This is a genomic window from Chryseobacterium sp. FP211-J200 (assembly GCF_001643375.1).
Classification (GTDB): Bacteria; Bacteroidota; Bacteroidia; order Flavobacteriales; family Weeksellaceae; genus Epilithonimonas; species Epilithonimonas ginsengisoli.
On the sequence record NZ_LSHB01000014.1, the window covers coordinates 38,588 to 58,476 of the forward strand.

Annotated in this window: 19 protein-coding genes; 9 read left to right on the plus strand and 10 right to left on the minus strand. The window is 38.1% G+C overall.

All coding sequences use genetic code 11. The annotated features are described in order from the left end of the window. Positions 1-7 precede the first annotated feature (7 nt). The 6 genes from AXA65_RS05885 to ileS all read right to left on the minus strand — a co-directional run bounded on the left by AXA65_RS05885 (position 8) and on the right by ileS (position 6,014). Entirely contained in the window at positions 8-649 is a 642-nt protein-coding gene (locus tag AXA65_RS05885) for a vancomycin high temperature exclusion protein (RefSeq protein ID WP_063969197.1), read from the minus strand. A 3-nt stretch (positions 650-652) separates the two neighbouring features. After that, positions 653-1,297, minus strand: coding sequence for a lipoprotein signal peptidase (locus AXA65_RS05890; RefSeq protein WP_063969198.1), 645 nt, complete (start codon positions 1,295-1,297; stop codon positions 653-655). Next, positions 1,297-1,488 (minus strand): DUF2683 family protein, encoded by a 192-nt coding sequence (locus tag AXA65_RS05895; RefSeq protein WP_063969199.1) that lies wholly within the window; start codon positions 1,486-1,488, stop codon positions 1,297-1,299. Before AXA65_RS05895 ends, AXA65_RS05890 begins: the two co-directional genes overlap by 1 nt. Positions 1,489-1,569: 81 nt before the next feature. After that, a complete protein-coding gene (locus AXA65_RS05900; protein WP_063969200.1) occupies positions 1,570-1,812 on the minus strand; it encodes a DUF6576 domain-containing protein in 243 nt (80 codons plus the stop codon). 99 nt (positions 1,813-1,911) lie between these two features. After that, complete coding sequence (locus AXA65_RS05905) at positions 1,912-2,292, minus strand: TraR/DksA family transcriptional regulator (RefSeq protein ID WP_063969201.1); 381 nt, start codon at positions 2,290-2,292, stop codon at positions 1,912-1,914. 155 nt (positions 2,293-2,447) lie between these two features. Continuing rightward, positions 2,448-6,014 (minus strand): isoleucine--tRNA ligase, encoded by a 3,567-nt coding sequence (ileS, locus tag AXA65_RS05910; RefSeq protein ID WP_063969202.1) that lies wholly within the window; start codon positions 6,012-6,014, stop codon positions 2,448-2,450. 166 nt (positions 6,015-6,180) lie between these two features. Here ileS and AXA65_RS05915 point away from each other — a divergent pair, with 166 nt between their 5' ends. Together AXA65_RS05915 and AXA65_RS05920 are read left to right on the plus strand one after the other, a co-directional pair. Further along, entirely contained in the window at positions 6,181-7,476 is a 1,296-nt protein-coding gene (locus tag AXA65_RS05915) for a phenylacetate--CoA ligase family protein (RefSeq protein WP_063969203.1), read from the plus strand. A gap of 21 nt (positions 7,477-7,497) precedes the next feature. Then, positions 7,498-8,100 (plus strand): hypothetical protein, encoded by a 603-nt coding sequence (locus tag AXA65_RS05920; protein WP_063969204.1) that lies wholly within the window; start codon positions 7,498-7,500, stop codon positions 8,098-8,100. A 33-nt stretch (positions 8,101-8,133) separates the two neighbouring features. Here the strand turns inward: AXA65_RS05920 and AXA65_RS05925 are convergent, their stop codons facing one another. After that, a complete protein-coding gene (locus AXA65_RS05925; protein ID WP_063969205.1) occupies positions 8,134-9,381 on the minus strand; it encodes an NAD(P)/FAD-dependent oxidoreductase in 1,248 nt (415 codons plus the stop codon). Positions 9,382-9,466: 85 nt separating this feature from the next. Between AXA65_RS05925 and hutH the strand changes: the two genes are divergently transcribed. From hutH to AXA65_RS05960, 7 genes are all read left to right on the plus strand, one after another. After that, entirely contained in the window at positions 9,467-10,993 is a 1,527-nt protein-coding gene (hutH, locus tag AXA65_RS05930) for a histidine ammonia-lyase (RefSeq protein ID WP_063969206.1), read from the plus strand. A gap of 56 nt (positions 10,994-11,049) precedes the next feature. Further along, positions 11,050-11,781, plus strand: coding sequence for a 3-oxoacyl-ACP reductase FabG (gene fabG, locus AXA65_RS05935; protein WP_063969207.1), 732 nt, complete (start codon positions 11,050-11,052; stop codon positions 11,779-11,781). Positions 11,782-11,869: 88 nt separating this feature from the next. Next, positions 11,870-13,090 (plus strand): beta-ketoacyl-[acyl-carrier-protein] synthase family protein, encoded by a 1,221-nt coding sequence (locus tag AXA65_RS05940; RefSeq protein ID WP_063969208.1) that lies wholly within the window; start codon positions 11,870-11,872, stop codon positions 13,088-13,090. Positions 13,091-13,098: 8 nt separating this feature from the next. After that, on the plus strand, positions 13,099-13,353 hold the full coding sequence (locus AXA65_RS05945; RefSeq protein ID WP_063969209.1) for an acyl carrier protein: 255 nt from the start codon (positions 13,099-13,101) through the stop codon (positions 13,351-13,353). A gap of 52 nt (positions 13,354-13,405) precedes the next feature. Then, positions 13,406-14,290 (plus strand): lipid A biosynthesis acyltransferase, encoded by an 885-nt coding sequence (locus tag AXA65_RS05950; protein WP_063969210.1) that lies wholly within the window; start codon positions 13,406-13,408, stop codon positions 14,288-14,290. A 256-nt stretch (positions 14,291-14,546) separates the two neighbouring features. After that, positions 14,547-16,079: a phytoene desaturase family protein gene (locus AXA65_RS05955; RefSeq protein ID WP_063969211.1), complete on the plus strand. Its 1,533-nt coding sequence runs from the start codon at positions 14,547-14,549 to the stop codon at positions 16,077-16,079. Then, on the plus strand, positions 16,069-17,715 hold the full coding sequence (locus tag AXA65_RS05960) for a C45 family autoproteolytic acyltransferase/hydolase (RefSeq protein WP_063969212.1): 1,647 nt from the start codon (positions 16,069-16,071) through the stop codon (positions 17,713-17,715). The genes AXA65_RS05955 and AXA65_RS05960 overlap by 11 nt, the downstream gene beginning before the upstream one ends. 136 nt (positions 17,716-17,851) lie before the next feature. Here AXA65_RS05960 and AXA65_RS05965 read toward each other — a convergent pair whose 3' ends face one another. The 3 genes from AXA65_RS05965 to AXA65_RS05975 are packed head-to-tail and all read right to left on the minus strand — an operon-like array spanning position 17,852 to position 19,886. Continuing rightward, positions 17,852-19,024: a DUF2062 domain-containing protein gene (locus AXA65_RS05965; protein ID WP_063969213.1), complete on the minus strand. Its 1,173-nt coding sequence runs from the start codon at positions 19,022-19,024 to the stop codon at positions 17,852-17,854. Continuing rightward, positions 19,025-19,507: a hypothetical protein gene (locus AXA65_RS05970; RefSeq protein ID WP_063969214.1), complete on the minus strand. Its 483-nt coding sequence runs from the start codon at positions 19,505-19,507 to the stop codon at positions 19,025-19,027. A 4-nt stretch (positions 19,508-19,511) separates the two neighbouring features. Next, positions 19,512-19,886 (minus strand): 3-hydroxyacyl-ACP dehydratase, encoded by a 375-nt coding sequence (locus tag AXA65_RS05975; protein ID WP_185114312.1) that lies wholly within the window; start codon positions 19,884-19,886, stop codon positions 19,512-19,514. Between the last annotated feature and the right edge of the window lie 3 nt (positions 19,887-19,889).

Consider the following 19,889-nt stretch of genomic DNA (forward strand, 5'->3'; position numbering starts at 1 on the left):
TCATAAATTACTCGATCAAGATCTTCTCCCCACCAAACTTCGGTTCCACGCCAAAAAAGAAATCCCAAAACACTTTTACTCTAGCCAGTTTTTCACGGGCATTAGTTTTAAAACCTGCTTCTTTGTCCACATCTTTTGCATTGTAGCCATACGCGGTGATGCCGTTTTGATGCGCAAGATAGATGGCGCGCTCGTTGTGAAAACGCTGAGAAATCACTATAAACGATTTCTGTCCAAAAATCTCTTTAGCCCGAACCACAGAGTCTAAAGTCCTGAAACCAGCGAAGTCTTCATAGATCTTATCGGCTGGAACGCCCAACCTGATGAGCGCCTTCTTCATATCTTCAGGTTCGTTGTAGTTTTTTCTGGAGTTGTCACCGCTCGCAATGATATTTTGGATTCTGCCTGCGTGGTAGAGTTCTGCCGCAGCTTTTATACGATTGACGAAATACGGATTTGGTTTTCCATTCGCCAAGATTCTGCTCGTTCCTAAGAGAAGTCCAACTTTCTCATTAGGAAGATTTCCAATGTCCGAAGTCACGTTGTCTTCTGCTTCATAATCAATCGTGTAGTTTGCGTACAAAACAAAAAGAACTGATAATCCGAAGAAAATCAGTCCTGTAAATAATATTTTTTTGAATAGTTTCATCTGTTAAAAATCCAATCCGTTCGGGAAAGCTTTCTTCCTGAAAATATAAAGAAACAGCGCACCAACGGTAATAGAACTGTCTGCAACGTTGAAAATATATTTGAAGAACTCGATCTTGTTACCTCCAAAAAGCGGAACCCAGTCTGGCCAGGTCATATCTACCAATGGGAAGTGCAACATATCCACCACGCAACCTTTCATCAGGTCGGAGTAGCCGTGTCCAATTTGTGTCAGTTTTGAAACGCCTCCATAATCAATCCATCTTTCTGAAGCAACGTCATAGAAAGTTCCACTGTCGAAGATCACGCCATAGAAGATCCCATCAAATACATTTCCGATAGCGCCTGCAAAGATCATGGCCATTGGAATGATGAGATAGTTGGAAGCACCTTCTTTTAGCCATTTTTTAAATAAAACGACCATTCCGATGGCAAGGATTACTCTCAGGAGAATCAAGGCATATTTTCCCCAAAGTCCACCAAAATGTAACCCGTAGGCCATTCCCGGATTTTCAACAAAAGTCAATTTAAACCAGCTAAGACCAAGAACATTCACGCTCTCTCCAAGATAGAAATGGGTTTTGATATATATTTTTGAGAACTGGTCGATGAAAAGGATCAACAGTGTAATGGCAATTATCTTCTTCATTACAATCCTTTTGGTTTAGAAGGTTTGAATATTTTCTTTTCTTTTCTATCGGTAATCTTTTGAACGGTCTTCTTGTTGTGGAAATTATTTTTCGTGTGAAATTTCTCGAATTCGATGTTCATATCTTTCAGTACACTTTTCAGTGCCGTCAATTCCATTGCGTTTTTTGGATGTACAATTATGGATTCCATGTTGTATTTTTTATAGTTTAAAATCGGGATGATGTTAATTTTCCGTGGAGAAAAATTATTTGCAAATGTAATTCAATTTACTTATTTCTTGGACAATTCGTCCAGCCTTTTCCGTTCTTTTTCGGTAAGGTCGTCCAAGCCATTCTTTCCGATTTTGCTCAGAAGTTGGTCAATCTCATCTTGTCGTTCTTTGCGTTTCGCATTGAACTCGTCATCGATGGTGTAATATTTTTGTTCCGGTTGGAAAATATTTTTGACCGACTTATTATTAAACATAAAAAATCCGATCAAAATAACCACTAATAAAATAATAATGACTGCCATCCTTATAAAAAAAATACAAAGCAAAAGTGCCGAAACACCTTATGCTTTGTATTAGAATTTATTACATTATACTTTGTACTTAATACTTTTTACAACAGTTTATCGCTGCATATTTTTAGCTTCAATGCTCAATGTTGCGTGAGGCACCGCTCTCAATCTATCTTTCGGGATCAGTTTTCCAGTCACTCTGCAGATTCCGTAAGTTTTGTTTTGAATACGAATCAATGCGTGTTTCAAATCACGTACAAATTTTTCCTGTCTTCCAGCTAAAATAGAATTTTGCTCTTTGCTCAAGGTTTCTGCGCCTTCTTCAAAAGCTTTGAAAGTAGGCGAAGTGTCGTCTGTTCCATTGTTTTGGTCATTGATAAAACTTTCCTTGATCAAAACAAGGTCGTATTCTGCTTTGTCTATTTTACCTTGTATCAATTCTTTGAATTCCTGAAGGTCTGCGTCACTATATCGTAATTTTTCGTCGGCCATTTCTATAGTTATTAATTGTTCACTATTTTATTTTTTGGCTTTTTCAATTTATAGCAGCCACGCTATTTTTGGATTGACAAGTATAGAAATAAAATTTAAAAAATATTGATAAAGCAGAGTCAATTCACAATTTCTTAACAATAACAAAAAATCGTTTATTTTTTCTCAATTTTTACCCTGAATTTTTCTTCATCTATCTCTATTTCGTCAAAATTTGAGAGTGAATTTACAAATTCTATTTTATCTGACAATACTTCTTCAGAAATATATGCATCATTGTTAATAAGTTCTGTCTGGAACGGCGAATTCTCTTCCAATTGGATTGATATTCTGTCTGTTAAATCAAAATCCTTTTCTTTCCTAAGATTTTGAATCCTGTTGATGAACTCTCTTGCAACACCTTCTGCTCTCAATTCATCCGTCAGCTTCAAATCTAATGCCACAGTTGTCTTACCTTCGCTTGCAACTGTCCATCCTGGGATGTCTTTTGTGAAAATCTCCACATCTTCAGTGGTGATTTCGTATCCGGAAACGGTTGCTTTTCCTTCTTTTTCTAAGGTTGCAATTTGCTCAGAAGTGAAGTTGGAAATCTCTCCAGCCACAGTTTTCATATCTTTTCCTAATCTCGCCCCGAGGGTTTTGAAATTCGGTTTGATCTGTTTTACAATAAGATGCGACGCTTCTTCCGAATTGATGAGTTGCAATTCCTTCACATTTACTTCTTGTTTAATTAATTCTGAGACGGCCAAAATCTGTTCCTCGGTTTTCTTATCCAAAACCGGAATCATCACTTTTTGAAGTGGCTGACGAACTTTCACATTTTCTTTCTTTCTTAATGAAAAAACCATTGATGTAATTTGTTGCGCCAAATGCGTTTTCTCAACCAAATCCTGGTCAATCAAACTTTCATCCACAACTGGGAAGTCTGTCAGGTGAACAGAGTTTACCACATCTTTTCCAGTGACTTTATTCAAATCCTGGAACAATTGGTCCATAAAGAATGGCGCAATTGGTGCAGAAAGTTTCGCTACAGTTTCCAAGCAAATATATAAAGTTTGGTAAGCCGAAATTTTGTCATCAGAATAATCGCCTTTCCAGAAACGTCTTCTGCAAAGTCTTACGTACCAGTTGCTTAAGTTGTCATTAACGAAATTATTAATGGCTCTCGAAGCTTTTGTCGGCTCGTAATCTTCGTAGAAAGATTTCACGTCTTTTATTAATAAATTTAATTCAGACAAAATCCAACGGTCAATTTCCGGACGGTTTTGTATGTTGCTTTCCAAATATTTGAAACCGTCGACATTCGCATATAAAGCGAAGAAAGAGTAGGTGTTGTAAAGCGTTCCGAAGAATTTTCTTCTTACTTCATCAATGCCTTCGATATCGAATTTTAGATTCTCCCAAGGATTCGCATTGGAAATCATATACCAACGCGTCGCATCGGGTCCATAAACCGAAAGCGTTTCGAATGGGTCAACGGCGTTTCCAAGACGTTTGGACATTTTCTGTCCGTTTTTGTCCAGAACCAAACCGTTTGAAACCACATTTTTATAAGCTACAGAATCGAAAACGGTTGTCGCAATCGCGTGCAAAGTATAAAACCAACCACGAGTCTGGTCAACGCCTTCTGCGATGAAATCTGCCGGGAAAGCTTTGTTGTTGTCAACTTGCTCTTTGTTTTCAAACGGATAATGCAATTGTGCGTAAGGCATCGCTCCGGAATCAAACCAAACGTCAATCAAATCGCTTTCACGCTTCATCGGTTTTCCTGATTCCGAAACCAAAGTGATTTGATCAACGATATTTTTATGAAGGTCAATCAAAGCGTAATTTTCCTCCGACATATTTCCAATTTCAAAACCTTTGAAAGGATTTTCTTTCTGGAAACCAACTTCGATGGATTTTTCAATCGCGTTATACAATTCTTCTACAGAACCGATTAACACTTCTTCTTTTTTGTCTTCAGTTCTCCAAATCGGCAACGGAATTCCCCAATACCTGGAGCGGGAAAGATTCCAATCGTTGGCATTTTTCAACCAGTTTCCGAAACGGCCTTCACCGGTAGATTTTGGTTTCCAGTTGATGGTTTCATTCAAATCGAACATTCTGTCTTTCACATCAGTCACTTTGATGAACCAAGAATCAAGCGGATAATACAACAAAGGCTCATCAGTTCTCCAACTGTGCGGGTAACTGTGAACATATTTTTCAACCTTGAAGGCTTTATTTTCTTTTCTTAATTTTAATGCAATTCTCTCATCAACAGAAAGATAGGCTTTCAAATCAGAGATAATCGATTTTAAATTTTCTTTTTGAATATTGAATTCTACAGCTTTTTCATCATCACTCAGATATTCTCCTTTCACGTATTCTTTAGCAAAACCATAGGTGTCATCATTTACAATAGCTAAGAATCGCCCTTGCATATCAACCAAAGGAACCGGATTTCCATTGTCATCCAACACCAACATTGGCGGAACTTCAGGCGTTGCTTCTTTCGCAACTTTCGCATCATCAGCACCAAAAGTCGGCGCGGTATGCACGATTCCTGTTCCGTCTTCGGTGGTTACAAAATCTCCAGAAATCACTCGGAAAGCGTTTTCTGGATTTTGGTAAGGTTTTGCGTAATCTAAAAGTTGTTCGTATTGAATTCCAACCAAATCAGCGCCTTTGAATTCGGCTAAGATTTTATATGGAATAACTTTCGTTTCAGAAGTGTAATTGGCGAAATCTTCATCGGTTCCTTCCGCATATTTCTTCGCAAATTGTTTTCCAACCAAAGCTTTCGCCAAAATAATATTGATCGGCTCAAACGTATATTGATTGAATGTCTTAACCAAAACATAATCGATTTTTGGTCCAACCGTCAAAGCGGTGTTAGAAGGCAAGGTCCAAGGTGTCGTAGTCCAGGCAAGAAAATAAACATCAGATTTTGGTTGCTGATTGTCAAATTCTTCCCAATGTAAAGCTCCGCCGCAACTATTTCCGGCTGCTTCAGAACTATCTATTGTTGAATCAGAATAAGCAATTGCTGATAGTTTTTTCCAAGTTTCGCTTGCATTTTCGGGCGCTTGTTTTATTTTGAATTGCGCTACAACCGTTGTGTCAGAAACATCGCGGTAAGCACCTGGCTGATTCACTTCGTGGGAAGATAAACCTGTTCCGGCTTTCGGAGAATAGGGTTGGATTGTGTAACCTTTGTACAGCAAACCTTTGTCATAAATCTGTTTCAAAAGCCACCAAACCGATTCCATATACTTTGGCTTGTAGGTGATGTACGGATTTTCCATATCCACCCAGTAGCCGATTTTCTCGGTCATATCGTTCCAAACATCGGTGTAGCGCATCACGGCGTTTTTACAAGCTTCGTTGTATTCTTCGATGCTGATTTTCTTGCCGATATCTTCTTTGGTAATTCCCAATTCTTTCTCAACGCCCAATTCCACAGGAAGTCCGTGCGTGTCCCAACCCGCTTTTCTGAAAACTTGTTTCCCGGATTGCGTTTGGAAACGACAGAAAATATCCTTAATCGCCCTCGCCATCACGTGGTGAATTCCCGGCATTCCATTGGCGGAAGGCGGTCCTTCATAAAAAACAAATTCCGGTTGTCCTTCGCGGATTTCTACGGATTTTTTGAAAGTATCGTTGGTTTTCCAAAATTCTGCGATGTTTTTTGCAGTTTCGGTTAGGCTAAGATTTTTATATTCTGTGAACTTACTCATTTTCAATGGATCAAATCTGTTTCTGATAGATTAAGTTTGCGAATTTAGTGATTTTTGTCGATTTTTAAAGTATATTTTGCGCAGTTTCTAAATGTTAAAAACTTCAAATTCAGAATCATAAAATTGGTTTATGTTTTTATAAATTTGTCACATAAAATTATCATCCTTGGAACTATACCCAACCATTGAAAAATCCGATTTAAAATCAATCAAAACCTTTCAGGAAAGCAAATTGAAAGAGCTTTTGGTTTACTTAAAATCCAATTCGCCGTTTTATCAGAAATTATTTATTGACAATAAAATTGATATTAATGAAATGAAAACGCTTGAAGATTTAACTAAAATTCCGACGACTTCCAAGAATGATATTCAAGCAAACAATCAGGATTTTTTCTGTGTTCCTCAAACTGAAATTGTGGATTACAGCACGACTTCCGGAACTTTGGGCGACCCAGTGACTTTCGGATTGTCGGACAAGGATTTGGAAAGATTGGCTTACAACGAAGCGATTTCTTTTGCCTGCGCTGGAATCCAAAAAGGTGATGTTGTTCAGATGATTACGACCATCGATAAAAGATTTATGGCCGGATTGGCTTATTTTCTTGGCTTGAGAAAAATGGGTGCGAGCGTTGTGCGAATGGGACCTGGGATTCCGGAATTGCAATGGGATTCGATTTTCAGGTACAAGCCGAAATATCTGATTACCGTTCCCTCTTTCCTTTTGAAAATGATAGATTACGCAGAAAAACACGGAATCGATTATAAAAATTCCAGCGTTTACGGTGCGGTTTGTATTGGTGAAGGTCTTAAAAATCAAGATTTTACCGATAATATTTTGTCTCAAAAAATCAAAGAAAGATGGAATATTCAATTGTTTTCGACCTACGCTTCTACAGAAATGAGCACGGCTTTTACGGAATGTGAATTTCAAATTGGTGGTCATCATCATCCGGAACTCATCATTACAGAAATCCTTGACGACAATGAAAATCCTGTAAAAGAAGGCGAAAGTGGTGAATTGACGATTACAACTTTAGGCGTTGAAGCGATTCCATTATTAAGATTTAAAACCGGAGATTTGGTGAAAGCACATTATGAATCTTGTAAATGTGGTAGAAACACAATGCGTCTTGGTCCTGTTCTCGGCAGAAAACAGCAAATGATAAAGTACAAGGGAACAACACTTTATCCGCCGGCAATGAACGATATTATGAATGATTTCGGGAATGTTTCCTGTTATCAGATTGTCATCAAATCAGACGAAATTGGATTAGATGAAATTATCATTAAACTAAGTACAGACAACGAAACCGAAAATTTTGTGGACGAAGTGCGAGACCATTTCCGAGCAAAACTTAGGGTCAGCCCGAAAATCGAAGTTTTGGATTTTGAAGTTTTGTCTAAAACTGTTTTTAATCCAACTAGCCGGAAACCAATTAATTTTATAGATTTACGAAATTAAAATTTTACTCAATTAATAACTATGAAAAAACTATTATTACTTGTCGTTCTTATGTTTGCGACATTTACTTTTGCCCAGAACCAATTGAATTTTGAATCTGGAACTTTTGATTTTTTGAAAGACCAATCTGAGGTCGATGTTCAACTGAAATTTGATAACGTCCTATTTCAGGCGGAAAATTATACAGAAGCTCAATATTTAGAAAAGAGAAAAACTGAAACTTTGGCCAAGAAAGACGCTGCAGCTTGGCAAAAATGGTCAGAATCCTGGCAAGCTTTTAAGGATTCAGAATATCTTAATTATTTCTTGAAAGGCGTCAATGGCTGGTCCAAACAAGTGGTTTTCAAAAAAGATATAAAGTCAAAATATACCTTGATCATTGATACGAAATGGGTCTATGCGGGCTGGCACGCAGGTTTGGTGGCTCAGGAAGGAAAGTTGACATCTGATTTGATTTTTGTAGAAACAGACAATCCTTCAAAAGTGGTGATGAAAATCCAAGGCGATGCTATTCTTGGCAAAAAGACGAATAAAGATTTCACGATGGAATATGGTAGAATTGCCGCAGCTTATGAAGTGACCGGGAAATTGATTGGTAAGGCTTTGAAAAAAGTTGTTAAATAAAAACTAAAAAGGTCTGAATTTTCAGACCTTTTTTTATTGTTGTTCCAATTTTTCTAATTTGATGAAGTCCGCAAGATTCTTAACAGCGGAATCGTGGATCCTCACGAATGGGTTTTTCTTATCCCAAACATATCCAGCGAGAACTGCGCAGATTTTCCTTTTCACGTCAGGGTTTTCCGGCTGGTGGAAAAATAATTCCTGAAGATTTCCGGTGTACCATTCTTTCACATAGGTTGTGAAAACATTCACGCCGTATAAGATATAATCTGAGTATTCCTTCTGCCAATCGATGGTTTCGCCTTTTAGTTGTCTTAAGGCTAATTTTGCGGCCAACATGCCAGATTCTGTGGCAAATGCCATTCCTGAAGAGAAAACCGGATCAAGAAATTCCGAAGCATTTCCTGTCAAAGCAAATCCGTGTCCAAATAATTTTTTGACAGAACAAGAATAATCTTTCAAATGTCTCGGTTCAAAAAGAAAATCAACTTCACCAAAACGTTTCACATAATAATCGGAAAGTGAAATGGCTTTTCTCAAAGCTTCGGTCGTATCACCGTTTTCGGATAATTTATCAATATAATCGGTTGGTCCAACGATTCCGATGCTGGTATTTCCGTCAGAAAATGGGATGACCCAAAGCCAGACTTCGGTTTCAATAATATCAAATGAGATCAAAGTTCCTTCCACACCTTCTTCTCTGTTAATGTCTTTCACATGAGCGAAAATTGCAGAATGCGGAGATAATTTCGAAGGTTTTTCTAAGTCTAAAAGTCGTGGCAAAACACGTCCATAACCACTGGAATCGATGACGAATTTTGCATGGATTTCCTTCGTTTTTCCATCTTTGTTTTTGACGGTCGTAATGGAATCCGTTCCATTGAACTCAATCCCAACCACTTCGGTTTCAAATTCCAGATCGACGCCTTTATTAATGACTTCTTGAGCCAAAGTATTGTCAAAATCAGCTCTCGGAACCTGCCACGTCCAATCCCAACCTTCCCCAAATTTGTCGCTGAAATCGAAAATGCAAACTTCGTCTCCTCGCATAAAACGGGCGCCAAGTTTCTTTTCGAAGCCCATCTTATCTAGCGCAGGAAACAATCCGGCCTCGTCAAAATGGTCCATTACTCTTGGAATGAGACTTTCGCCAACCACGAGTCTTGGAAATAGCGTTTTTTCAACAACTTTCACATTGATGTTGTTCTTTTTCAGAAAAGCAGAGGAAACGCAACCCGAAGGTCCGGCCCCAATTACCAAAACATCAACAATTTCTTTGTCCATTTGTTTAATAAAACTTTTATCTTTGCGCAAAATTAATGACAAATATTTAATTATATTACAATTTTATCTTTTATTACGATAATTAATGAAAATTAGCAACCATTTAGATATAAGGGATTTCCAGAGGATAATCATTGAAAATGAAAATATAGAATTGGACGATACACTTCTACAAAGAGTGAATGCCAGTTTCCAATTTCTGAAAGAATTTTCTAAAAATAAAGTGATCTATGGTGTCAATACAGGTTTCGGACCAATGGCACAATTCAAGATCAATGATCAGGACACGCATCAGCTTCAATATAATTTGATCAGAAGTCATTCTTCTGGCATCGGGAATCCATTGCCTGCAGATGAGGTAAAGGCTTGTATGTTGGCAAGGCTTAACACTTTGTCACTTGGTCGTTCTGGTGTTCACGATTCTGTCGTTAATTTGCTTAAGGAATTGATAAACAGAAATATTACACCATTGATTTTCGAACACGGCGGCGTTGGTGCAAGTGGCGATCTGGTGCAATTAGCACACTTGGCTTTGGTTCTAATTGGCGAAGGTGAAGTTTTCTACAAAGACGAAAGAAGATCAACAAAAGAAGTTTTTGAAACTGAAGGATTGCATCCGATCAATGTTGAGATCCGTGAAGGTCTTGCCTTGATGAACGGAACTTCCGTGATGTCAGGGATTGGAATCGTCAATTCATACAAAGCCAATCAATTAACCGAGATTTCCATCAAATTATCTTGCGCCATCAACGAACTTGTTCAGGCGTACGATGACCATTTTTCAGAATCACTTAATGCAACCAAAAAACATTTGGGACAACAGAAAGTGGCGGAGAAAATGCGCTCCTATTTGTCTGATAGTAAATTAATTAGAAAAAGAGAAGACCATCTTTATACAAGTTTCGCAGAGCAGGACAAAGTTTTCAAGGAAAAGGTTCAGGAGTATTATTCTTTGAGATGTGTTCCGCAAATTTTAGGACCAGTTCTCGACACTTTGGAATATACGGAAGAAGTGCTTGAAAATGAGATCAATTCCGCGAACGATAATCCAATCATCAATGTTGAGGATCAGCACGTTTATCACGGAGGCAATTTCCACGGCGATTATATTTCGCTCGAAATGGACAAGCTGAAAATAGTTGTGACGAAACTGACAATGTTAGCCGAAAGACAACTGAATTATTTGTTAAATGCTAAGATCAACGAAATTTTCCCACCATTTGTGAATTTGGGTAAATTAGGTTTCAATTTTGGAATGCAAGGTGTACAGTTTACAGCGACTTCTACAACAGCAGAAAGTCAGATGTTGTCCAATCCAATGTACGTTCACAGTATTCCGAATAATAATGACAATCAGGATATTGTAAGTATGGGAACCAATGCGGCGGTGATCTGCAGAAAGGTCATTGAAAACGCTTTCGAAGTTTTAGCGATTGAAGCAATTACAATCGTTCAGGCAGTTGAGTATCTTGGTTTTCAGGATAAGATCTCATCATCAACCAAAGAACTTTATACAGAGATCAGAAAGATCATTCCGGCCTTTTCAGAAGATATGGTGATGTATCCGTATTTGGAAGGTGTTAAGCAATATCTGAAGAATTATAAATATTAATGACTAACTCCTAAAGTTTGGAGTCTGTTCTTAATTAAATCTAAAAACTACAACCAATGAAATGTGCAATCATAACAGGAGGATCCAGAGGAATTGGTAGAGCGATCTGTCTGAAACTGGCAGAAGAAAAAAACTATCACATTCTTATCAATTATACGTCGAACGAAGACGCCGCAAAAGAAACTTTAGCCAAAGTGGAGGCATTGGGTTCTACAGGAGAAATTCTTAAATTTGATGTAGGAAACGCCGAAGAAACCTTGAAGGTTCTTGGCGATTGGCAGGAGAAGAATCCAGAATCTTTGGTAGAAGTGATCGTCAACAACGCTGGAATCACTAGAGACGGACTTTTTATGTGGATGAAATCCGAGGACTGGAACTCTGTGATCAACACAAGTTTGAATGGTTTTTTCAACGTGACCAATTTCTTCATTCAGAAATTGTTGAGAAATAAATACGGTAGGATCATCAATATGGTTTCTGTTTCGGGGGTGAAAGGTACCGCTGGACAAACCAACTATTCTGCAGCGAAAGGTGCTGTAGTTGGCGCGACAAAAGCTTTGGCTCAGGAAGTTGCGAAAAGAAATATTACGGTCAATGCCGTGGCGCCAGGATTTATCAGAACCGATATGACCCAGGATTTTGATGAGAAAGAACTGAAAGCAATGATTCCCGCCAATCGTTTTGGTGAAGCAGAAGAAGTAGCTGATCTGGTTGCATTTTTAGCATCAAGAAAATCGTCGTACATCACAGGTGAGGTGATCAACATCAACGGAGGAATTTATTCATAATTAATGTAACAATCTACCAATATATCAGTTTACCAATTTTTAAAAATTGTTACATTGTTTAAACTGATACATTGTTAAATTATATAAAATGAACAACAGAGTCGTCATTACCGGAATGGGAATTTATTCCTGCATTGGGATTTCTTTGGAAGAAGTTAAAGAATCGCTCTATCAGGGAAGATCCGGAATTGTTTTGGATGAGGAAAGAAAGGAATTTGGCTACAGGTCAGGTTTGACCGGTCGTGTACCGAAGCCAGATCTGAAGAGCCTTCTCAGCAGAAGACAGCGCATCAGCATGGGCGAAGAAAGCGAATATGCTTATCTGGCAACGATTGACGCTTTGAAACAAGCTGGCATTGAACAAGAATTTCTTGATGAGAATGAAGTCGGTATTTTATACGGTAATGACAGCGTTTCTCAGGCAGTTGTAGAAGCGATTGACACTGTGAGAGAAAAGCACGACACCACATTGATGGGTTCCGGCGCCATCTTCAAATCAATGAATTCCACTGTGACAATGAACCTTTCAACGATTTTCAAACTAAGAGGAATTAATTTAACGATCAGTGCAGCTTGCGCCAGTGGTTCTCATTCTTTGGGATTAGCTTATTTGCTGATTAAGAACGGAATGCAAGACATTGTTGTTTGTGGAGGTGCGCAGGAAACCAACAAATTTTCAATGGCAAGTTTCGACGGATTAGGCGTTTTTTCTGTTCGTGAAGATGAACCAGCGAAAGCCTCAAGACCTTTTGATTCTGGAAGAGACGGACTCATTCCAAGCGGCGGCGCAGCAACCTTGATTGTTGAAAGTCTGGAATCTGCACAAAGAAGAGGTGCCAATATTTTAGCAGAAATTGTCGGCTACGGATTTTCTTCCAATGGCGGACACATTTCTACTCCGAATGTTGACGGGCCAGCTCTAGCAATGGAAAGATCTCTGAAACAAGCTGATCTAATGTCTAAAGACATCGATTATATCAATGCCCACGCAACTTCCACACCACTAGGCGATGCGAATGAAGCAAAAGCGATACACGAAATTTTCGGAAACGAAATCCCTGTAAGCTCTACCAAATCAATGACTGGTCACGAGTGTTGGATGGCGGGCGCAAGCGAAGTGGTCTATTCGATTCTGATGATGCAGAATGATTTCATCGCACCAAACATCAATCTGGAAAATCCTGACGAGGACGCAAAAAAGATAAATCTCATCACCGAAACAAAAAATCAAAAAATTGACGTATTTTTGTCGAATTCTTTCGGATTCGGAGGAACCAATTCTGCATTGATTGTTAAAAAATTTGTTTAAATAAAGTTATGGAAAAAGAAAAAATTATTACGATTGCTAATGATTTTCTTGTCAATGAGTTTGAGGTGGACCGCGATGATATCGCCAATGACGCCAACTTCAAGACCACACTAGGCTTGGACAGCTTGGATTATATCGATATGGTCGTGGTTATCGAATCTAATTTCGGGGTAAAATTAGGCGAAGCAGACTTCAAAAAAGTCATCACGTTTGAAGATTTCTATAATACGATAGAACAAAAAATTTCAGAAAAAACAGCCTAGTTTACGGTTCTATTTGTCTAATTTCTAGAATCTAAAGTCTAACATCTGAACTATGAACAAATGGAAAGGCAAATCCAAAGGAACGATATTGGGCTACCAGATTTTCGTCTGGTGTATCAAGAATATCGGAATCCGAAGCTCCTATTTTGTCCTCTATTTTGTTGCAACTTACTACTTCATTTTCGAGAAGAAAAGCAACCAATATATTTCTTATTATTTCAAAAAACGACTGAATTACAGTGCTTTGAAAACCAAAATTTCCGTTTTCAAAAGCTACTTCGTTTTCGGTAAAGTTTTGATTGATAAAACCGCCATTTCTGTAGGATTAAGAAATCGATTCACGTACGAATTCGACGGCATTGAGAATATCAAAAACCTTCTCGCCGAGAAAAAAGGTGGCGTGCTCATCAGCGCACATATCGGAAATTTCGAAATTGCCGAACATTTTTTTGCCGACATCGACTTTGATGCTCAGATTAATTTAGTCACGACAGACCAGGAATTGACGGCAATCAGGGAATATATGGAAAGCATTTCCGTCAAGAAAAGCAACATCAAATTCATTTTTGTGAAGGAGGATATGTCGCACATTTTCAGAATCAACGAAGCTTTGTCCAAGAACGAACTCATTTGTTTCACAGGCGACAGATATTTCGAAGGTTCAAAATTTCTAAAAGCCGACTTGCTCGGAAAAACCGCCAAATTTCCTGCTGGACCTTTCCTCATTGCCTCCAGATTGCGCGTTCCCGTGGTTTATGTTTACGTAATGAAGGAAAAAAATCTCCATTATCATCTCTACGCAAGAGTCGCTCAAAACATCAAAAACCGGGATTCACAAGGTTTGCTCGACTCCTACGTCCAAAATCTGGAATCGATGCTCAAAAAATATCCACTCCAATGGTTCAATTACTTCGACTTTTGGGACGATATTGATTGATTTTCAATATATTTATGGCAGCTATTTCCGCCTTCCGTTCCCAATCTTTTTGCCACCGCTTTTCCAGCCACAAAAAAGGATTTCCACTCAAGTCGGGCTGCAGATTCAACATAACTTAACATTTCAAATTAAAAACCCAATTTTGTCATTCCGTAGGAATCTAAATATAGCAGTCACCAATGAATAACAAAAAATAAATTCGTTGAATATACTTTAAATCTAATATCTAAAGTCTAACATCTCACTTCTAAAATAATTGAAAAAACAATACGACATACTCGTCATCGGAAGCGGAATTGGAGGACTTGTTTCTGCCTTGGTTTTGGCGAAAGAAGGTCTTAAAGTATGCGTATTGGAAAAGAATAATCAGTACGGCGGAAATCTTCAAACCTTTTCGCGTGACAAACTCATTTTCGATACAGGTGTTCATTATCTAGGCGGACTGTCCGAAGGTCAGAATCTTCACCAATATTTCAAATACCTCGACATCATCCAAGATTTGAATCTTGAAAAAATGAACGAAATCGGATTCGACAAAATTACTTTCGACAATGATGAAATCGAATATCCACATTCCCAGGGTTATGACAATTTTGTCAATCAATTAGCTAAGATTTTTCCTGAAGAGCGAGAGAATTTAATTAGTTACATTAATGAAATTCAGAATGTTTGCAACCAGTTTCCAAGATACAATCTCGTAGGCGAAGGAAAATATAATGAGGATATTCTTTACATCAACGCCAAGGATTTTATAGCATCAATCACATCAAACAAGAAATTACAAACCGTTTTAGCAGGTTCCAATTTTCTTTATGCGGGTTCGGATAAAACACCATTGTATGTTCATGCTTTGACCGTCAATTCTTATATTCAAAGTGCTTATAAATGTACAAACGGCGGAAGTCAAATTTCAAAATTATTGATTAAACAATTGAGAAATCACGGCGCAGAAGTCTACAAACATTCCGAAGTTTCAGAGATGATTTTTGATGAAGAAGAAATTTTGATATCCGTAAAAACCAAGGACGGAAAAGAATATTTTGCCAAGAAATTCATTTCTAATATTGAGATAAAAACAACTTTGGATTTGATTGGCAGAGAACATTTCAAGAAATCTTTCACCAAAAGAATTGATGAATTGGAACCGATAAGTTCCTGTTTCAGCGTTTACATCGTTTTGAAACCAAAGACTTTCAAATATTTTAATTTCAATTATTACCATTACAAGAACGAAGAAAATATTTGGAATCAGTCCAATTATTCGGAAGAGAATTGGCCAGAATCTTATATGCTTTCGGCAACGGTTTCGAGGCAAAATCCGGAGTTCGCAGAAAGCTTGACCATTTTGACCTATATGAATTATGATGAGGTCAAACAATGGGAAAAGACATTCAATACGGTTGCAGAAGAACACGAACGAGGAAATACTTATGAAAATTTCAAAAGTGAAAAAGCTGAAAAACTAATTTTAGAAGTTGAAAATAAATTCCCTGAATTGCGTTCTCAAATCAAAGCTGTTCACACTTCCTCGCCACTTTCTTATCGCGATTACATCGGCGGTTACAAGGGAAATATGTATGGCTACACAAAAGATTCTTCCAATCCGATGAAAACGATTTTTTCGCCAAAAACAAAAGTCAGCAACCTTTTCCTGACTGGTCAAAGCGTAAATATGCACGGGATTTTGGGATGTACAATTGGCGCTTTCAACACCTGCTCGGAGATTTTGGGAAAGGAATTGATTGATGAAAGATTGACTCAAGTTTTAAATCAAACCGATGAAAAATAGAATTCTACTTTATCTGTTTTTTATTTTAAATGTCATTTCTTGTGGCGTTTCAAAATCCATCCATCACGTTCCGGAAATCGGCCAATATTCTCTTGAGATTCCAAAAATTAATAAGGTAAACGACTCAACTTTTAGTTTTAAACAAAATTATCTGACCAAAAATAAACAGCAACTTTGGGAACTTTACATCCAAGGAAATCCTTTGCAGTTGGGCTATAATAATGGTGCGTTGACTCAAAGTCTGATGCAGAATCAGGAAGCGATTTTCTTTTCCAAGGTCGAAGGTTTTGTGCCTTCAAAATTCAAACAAAAATTGTTGAATGGTTTTTTGAAATGGTACAATCGCAAAATGTATTTGAATATTCGTGAAGATTATCAAACCGAAATCTATGGTTTGTCCCAATATTCATCGGACAAATATAATTTTATCGCACCAAAATATCTCAGAAGTTTATACTTGCACGGCGCGCACGATATTGGCCACGCAATGCAGGATTTGGCGATGGTTGGCTGTTCGTCTTTGGCTGTTTGGAACGAAAATACGGATGACGGCGAATTGCTCATTGGAAGAAATTTTGATTTTTATGTTGGCGATGAGTTTGCGAAAAATAAGTTGGTCGAATTTGTAGAACCGGAAAACGGAATTCCATATATGTCGGTCAGTTGGCCCGGAATGATTGGTGTAGTTTCCGGAATGAATAAGGAAGGAATTACGGTCACAATCAACGCTGGAAAATCCAAAATTCCGATGACCGCAAAAACACCGATTTCGCTTGTGACGAGAGAAATTCTACAATTTGCTAAAAATATTGATGAAGCGATTGCGATTGCAAAAAAGCGAAAAGTCTTTGTCTCAGAATCGATTTTGGTGGGAAGTTCGAATGATAAAAATGCTGTGATTATCGAGGTTTCGCCAGATGATTTTGGTGTTTATAAAGTTCAGAATTCGAGTCAGTTGGTTTGTACGAATCATTTTCAGTCAGAAGCTTACAAAGATGATGAGCGAAATCTGAAGCAGATTGCGGAAAGCCATTCGGAATATCGGTATGAGAAACTTCAGGAATTGTTGGAAGAAAATCCAAAGTTGAATCCTGAAAAAATGGCTTCGATTCTAAGAGATAGATCTGGTTTGAAAGGAGAAAAAATCGGTTACGGAAATGAGAAAGCTTTGAATCAACTTTTGGCGCATCACGCGGTGATTTTTTCGCCGGAGAAACGTTTGGTTTGGGTGTCGTCAAATCCTTATCAGTTGGGCGAATTTGTCTGTTATGATTTGAATAAAATCTTCTCTGATGAACGATTGAAAACAGGAGGATTTGCGACTTCAAATTTGAATATTGCGAAAGATTCTTTTGTGGACTCTCAGGAATTCAAAAATTATGAAGAATTTAAAAAATTGAGTTCTCAGTTTGATGCAAATAAAATATTGTCTGATGAATTTATAAATCATTATCAAACTTTAAATCCCGATTTTTGGTTTGTTTATTATCAGGCTGGGAAATATTATTTCAATCAAAAAGATTATCAGAAGGCTAAAATTGAATTTGAAAAAGCTTTGAAGAAGCAGATTACAACGGTTCCCGACAAAGGGAATGTTGAGAAATATTTGAAGAAGACTTTGAGAAAGTTGAAGTGAGGATAAATCGTCAAATGATTGGGAAGCGTTCAACTTTGCGAAGCGCAACCGACTTGAACGGAGCTCATTTTTTGTGGCTGGAAAAGCTTAGGCAAAAATAGCGGGAGTGGAAGGCGGATAAGTTGCCCAAATCATTCTAACCATTTTCAGGATTGACTTTGTTCAGGAAAAGATAAAAACCAACACCCAAAATTGTGGAGACCGAAGTTGCCAAAATCAGACTGCCGATAATGTATTGAAGCAGGTGATTTTTGACCAATTCGAAGTTGATCTCGTGATTCATAAAATTGGTTTCTCCATCCACGAAAGGCGCACCAATAAAGAGAGAACCCGCAATAATGAGCGGAATGAACGGCGGAAAACTAATGTTGGAAGAGACAAATGCCAGTACTTTGTTGAGCTTGAAAATCACGGCCAAAGATATCGTCAAAGCTGTCTGAAAACCCCAAACCGGCGACAATCCGATGAAAGCGCCCAATGCAATGGAAAACGCCTTGGTGCGGTTGCTTCCGTCGCTTTCCAAAACGTCTTCTTTGATGAATCTCTTGAAACTTTTCTTCCTGAAATTAACGATGAAATTTCGAGGTTTGATGTAAGCTAAAGTGATGATAACCAAGATGGTATTGAGAATGCTGATTCGCGTAAAATCCTTGAAAGGCCGGAAATGAGACACTCTTTCCGCTGGGTCGTAAAGAACTTTCACCGGAACATTTTTGACGGGAATATTTTTCCACGCAGTTCGTACGATAATCTCGATTTCGAACTCGAATTTCGGTGTGAAATATTTCTTCGGAATTTTGTTCAACGGATAAAGTCTGTAACCGGATTGCGTGTCCTGAAGCTTGATTCCGGTCTCAAACCAAAACCAGAAATTGGAAAAATTGTTCCCAAAACTGCTTTTCTTTGGAATGCCGTCTTGCGACATATTTCGGTTTCCGATCAGGAGAACGTCTTTGTTCTCCGCAAGTAAAGCTTCCACGAAAACGGGAATGTCATCAGGATAATGTTGACCGTCGGAATCTATAGTGATGGCGAAATCAAATCCAAGTTCCAACGCTTTTCTGAAACCGATTTTCAACGCATTTCCTTTGCCTTTGTTTCTGGGTAAATTGATGATTGAAATTTGGCGATAATCGCTCAAAATGGACGAAGTAGAATCCGTGGAACCGTCGTTTACAACGATGATACTTTGGGTGTAATCCAGAATGCCGTCGATGACCCGCTGAAGTGTTTTTTCGTTGTTGTAAGTAGGAATTAAAACGCAAATTTTCCTTTCGAAGATGGCGCTTCGTACTTCGTGGATGGTCATTTATTTGAAAGAAGCTTTTTCCGCAGCGGTGATTGTTTTGGATTGTGCCGCAAATTGTTTGATGTAGCTTTTCAGTGCTGCATTTTGTTTGCTATAATTGCTGATGAGAAACGATTTGTCTTCTTTCAGATTCTTGTTGTAGCCAACGATTTTCGGAATATTTTCCTGAACGCTCATTCTGATGACACGTAATTCTGCGTTGTTCGGATTACTTTTGATAAGGCTTTCCAAACTTGTTGCGCCGGATTTTACGAATGATTTTCGCTTGTTCTTTTCCGTCGTCACCTTTGCTTCCAGTACTTTTGCTGCGGCTTTGTATGCAGAGATCATTATATCCGACGAGTTTTTCTTTTCTGCTAATTCGATGAAGTTTTTAGCGTTCTCGTTTGATTGGTTTGCTTTGGAGTAGCTGTTTCTCAAAGATTCCAGATCGGATTGGAAGAATGAGAAGAATGTGAACATCAAAGTGAAAATCAATTTCATAACCTTAGATTTTGGTGTAATTAACTGATAGTTTCAATGCAATTGTTTCGCCAAAACTGGTCGTGTTCTTTACTTTTAGTTCACCATCTTTTTCGTTAATATCCAATTGCAAAACCAGATCAGGCGTCTCAAAAGGATTGATGATGGCCATAAACTTCACATTGGACGCGGATTTCAGAAACAATTTTGAAGCGGTAAAAATTTCAGTTAAATCCTTCACAATCTGCATCATACAAACGCCTGGTGTTACTGGATTTCCAGGAAAATGACCTTTGAAGATCTCGTGGTCGGGATTGAGTTTTATCTTCGCAACGAAACTTCCATTCTCTGATTTTTCGGATGATTCTAAGGTGTAAAAGTTGGTAAGAATGGTTTGCATATT

Excerpts from the sequence above, each read along its gene's own strand:
- AXA65_RS05885 (WP_063969197.1), bottom strand. The coding sequence starts at position 649 with ATGAAACTATTCAAAAAAATATTATTTACAGGACTGATTTTCTTCGGA.
- AXA65_RS05890 (WP_063969198.1), bottom strand. The coding sequence starts at position 1,297 with ATGAAGAAGATAATTGCCATTACACTGTTGATCCTTTTCATCGACCAG.
- AXA65_RS05895 (WP_063969199.1), bottom strand. The coding sequence starts at position 1,488 with ATGGAATCCATAATTGTACATCCAAAAAACGCAATGGAATTGACGGCA.
- AXA65_RS05900 (WP_063969200.1), bottom strand. The coding sequence starts at position 1,812 with ATGGCAGTCATTATTATTTTATTAGTGGTTATTTTGATCGGATTTTTT.
- AXA65_RS05905 (WP_063969201.1), bottom strand. The coding sequence starts at position 2,292 with ATGGCCGACGAAAAATTACGATATAGTGACGCAGACCTTCAGGAATTC.
- ileS (WP_063969202.1), bottom strand. The coding sequence starts at position 6,014 with ATGAGTAAGTTCACAGAATATAAAAATCTTAGCCTAACCGAAACTGCA.
- AXA65_RS05920 (WP_063969204.1), top strand. The coding sequence starts at position 7,498 with ATGAAAAAACTATTATTACTTGTCGTTCTTATGTTTGCGACATTTACT.
- AXA65_RS05925 (WP_063969205.1), bottom strand. The coding sequence starts at position 9,381 with ATGGACAAAGAAATTGTTGATGTTTTGGTAATTGGGGCCGGACCTTCG.
- hutH (WP_063969206.1), top strand. The coding sequence starts at position 9,467 with ATGAAAATTAGCAACCATTTAGATATAAGGGATTTCCAGAGGATAATC.
- fabG (WP_063969207.1), top strand. The coding sequence starts at position 11,050 with ATGAAATGTGCAATCATAACAGGAGGATCCAGAGGAATTGGTAGAGCG.
- AXA65_RS05940 (WP_063969208.1), top strand. The coding sequence starts at position 11,870 with ATGAACAACAGAGTCGTCATTACCGGAATGGGAATTTATTCCTGCATT.
- AXA65_RS05945 (WP_063969209.1), top strand. The coding sequence starts at position 13,099 with ATGGAAAAAGAAAAAATTATTACGATTGCTAATGATTTTCTTGTCAAT.
- AXA65_RS05950 (WP_063969210.1), top strand. The coding sequence starts at position 13,406 with ATGAACAAATGGAAAGGCAAATCCAAAGGAACGATATTGGGCTACCAG.
- AXA65_RS05960 (WP_063969212.1), top strand. The coding sequence starts at position 16,069 with ATGAAAAATAGAATTCTACTTTATCTGTTTTTTATTTTAAATGTCATT.
- AXA65_RS05965 (WP_063969213.1), bottom strand. The coding sequence starts at position 19,024 with ATGACCATCCACGAAGTACGAAGCGCCATCTTCGAAAGGAAAATTTGC.
- AXA65_RS05970 (WP_063969214.1), bottom strand. The coding sequence starts at position 19,507 with ATGAAATTGATTTTCACTTTGATGTTCACATTCTTCTCATTCTTCCAA.
- AXA65_RS05975 (WP_185114312.1), bottom strand. The coding sequence starts at position 19,886 with ATGCAAACCATTCTTACCAACTTTTACACCTTAGAATCATCCGAAAAA.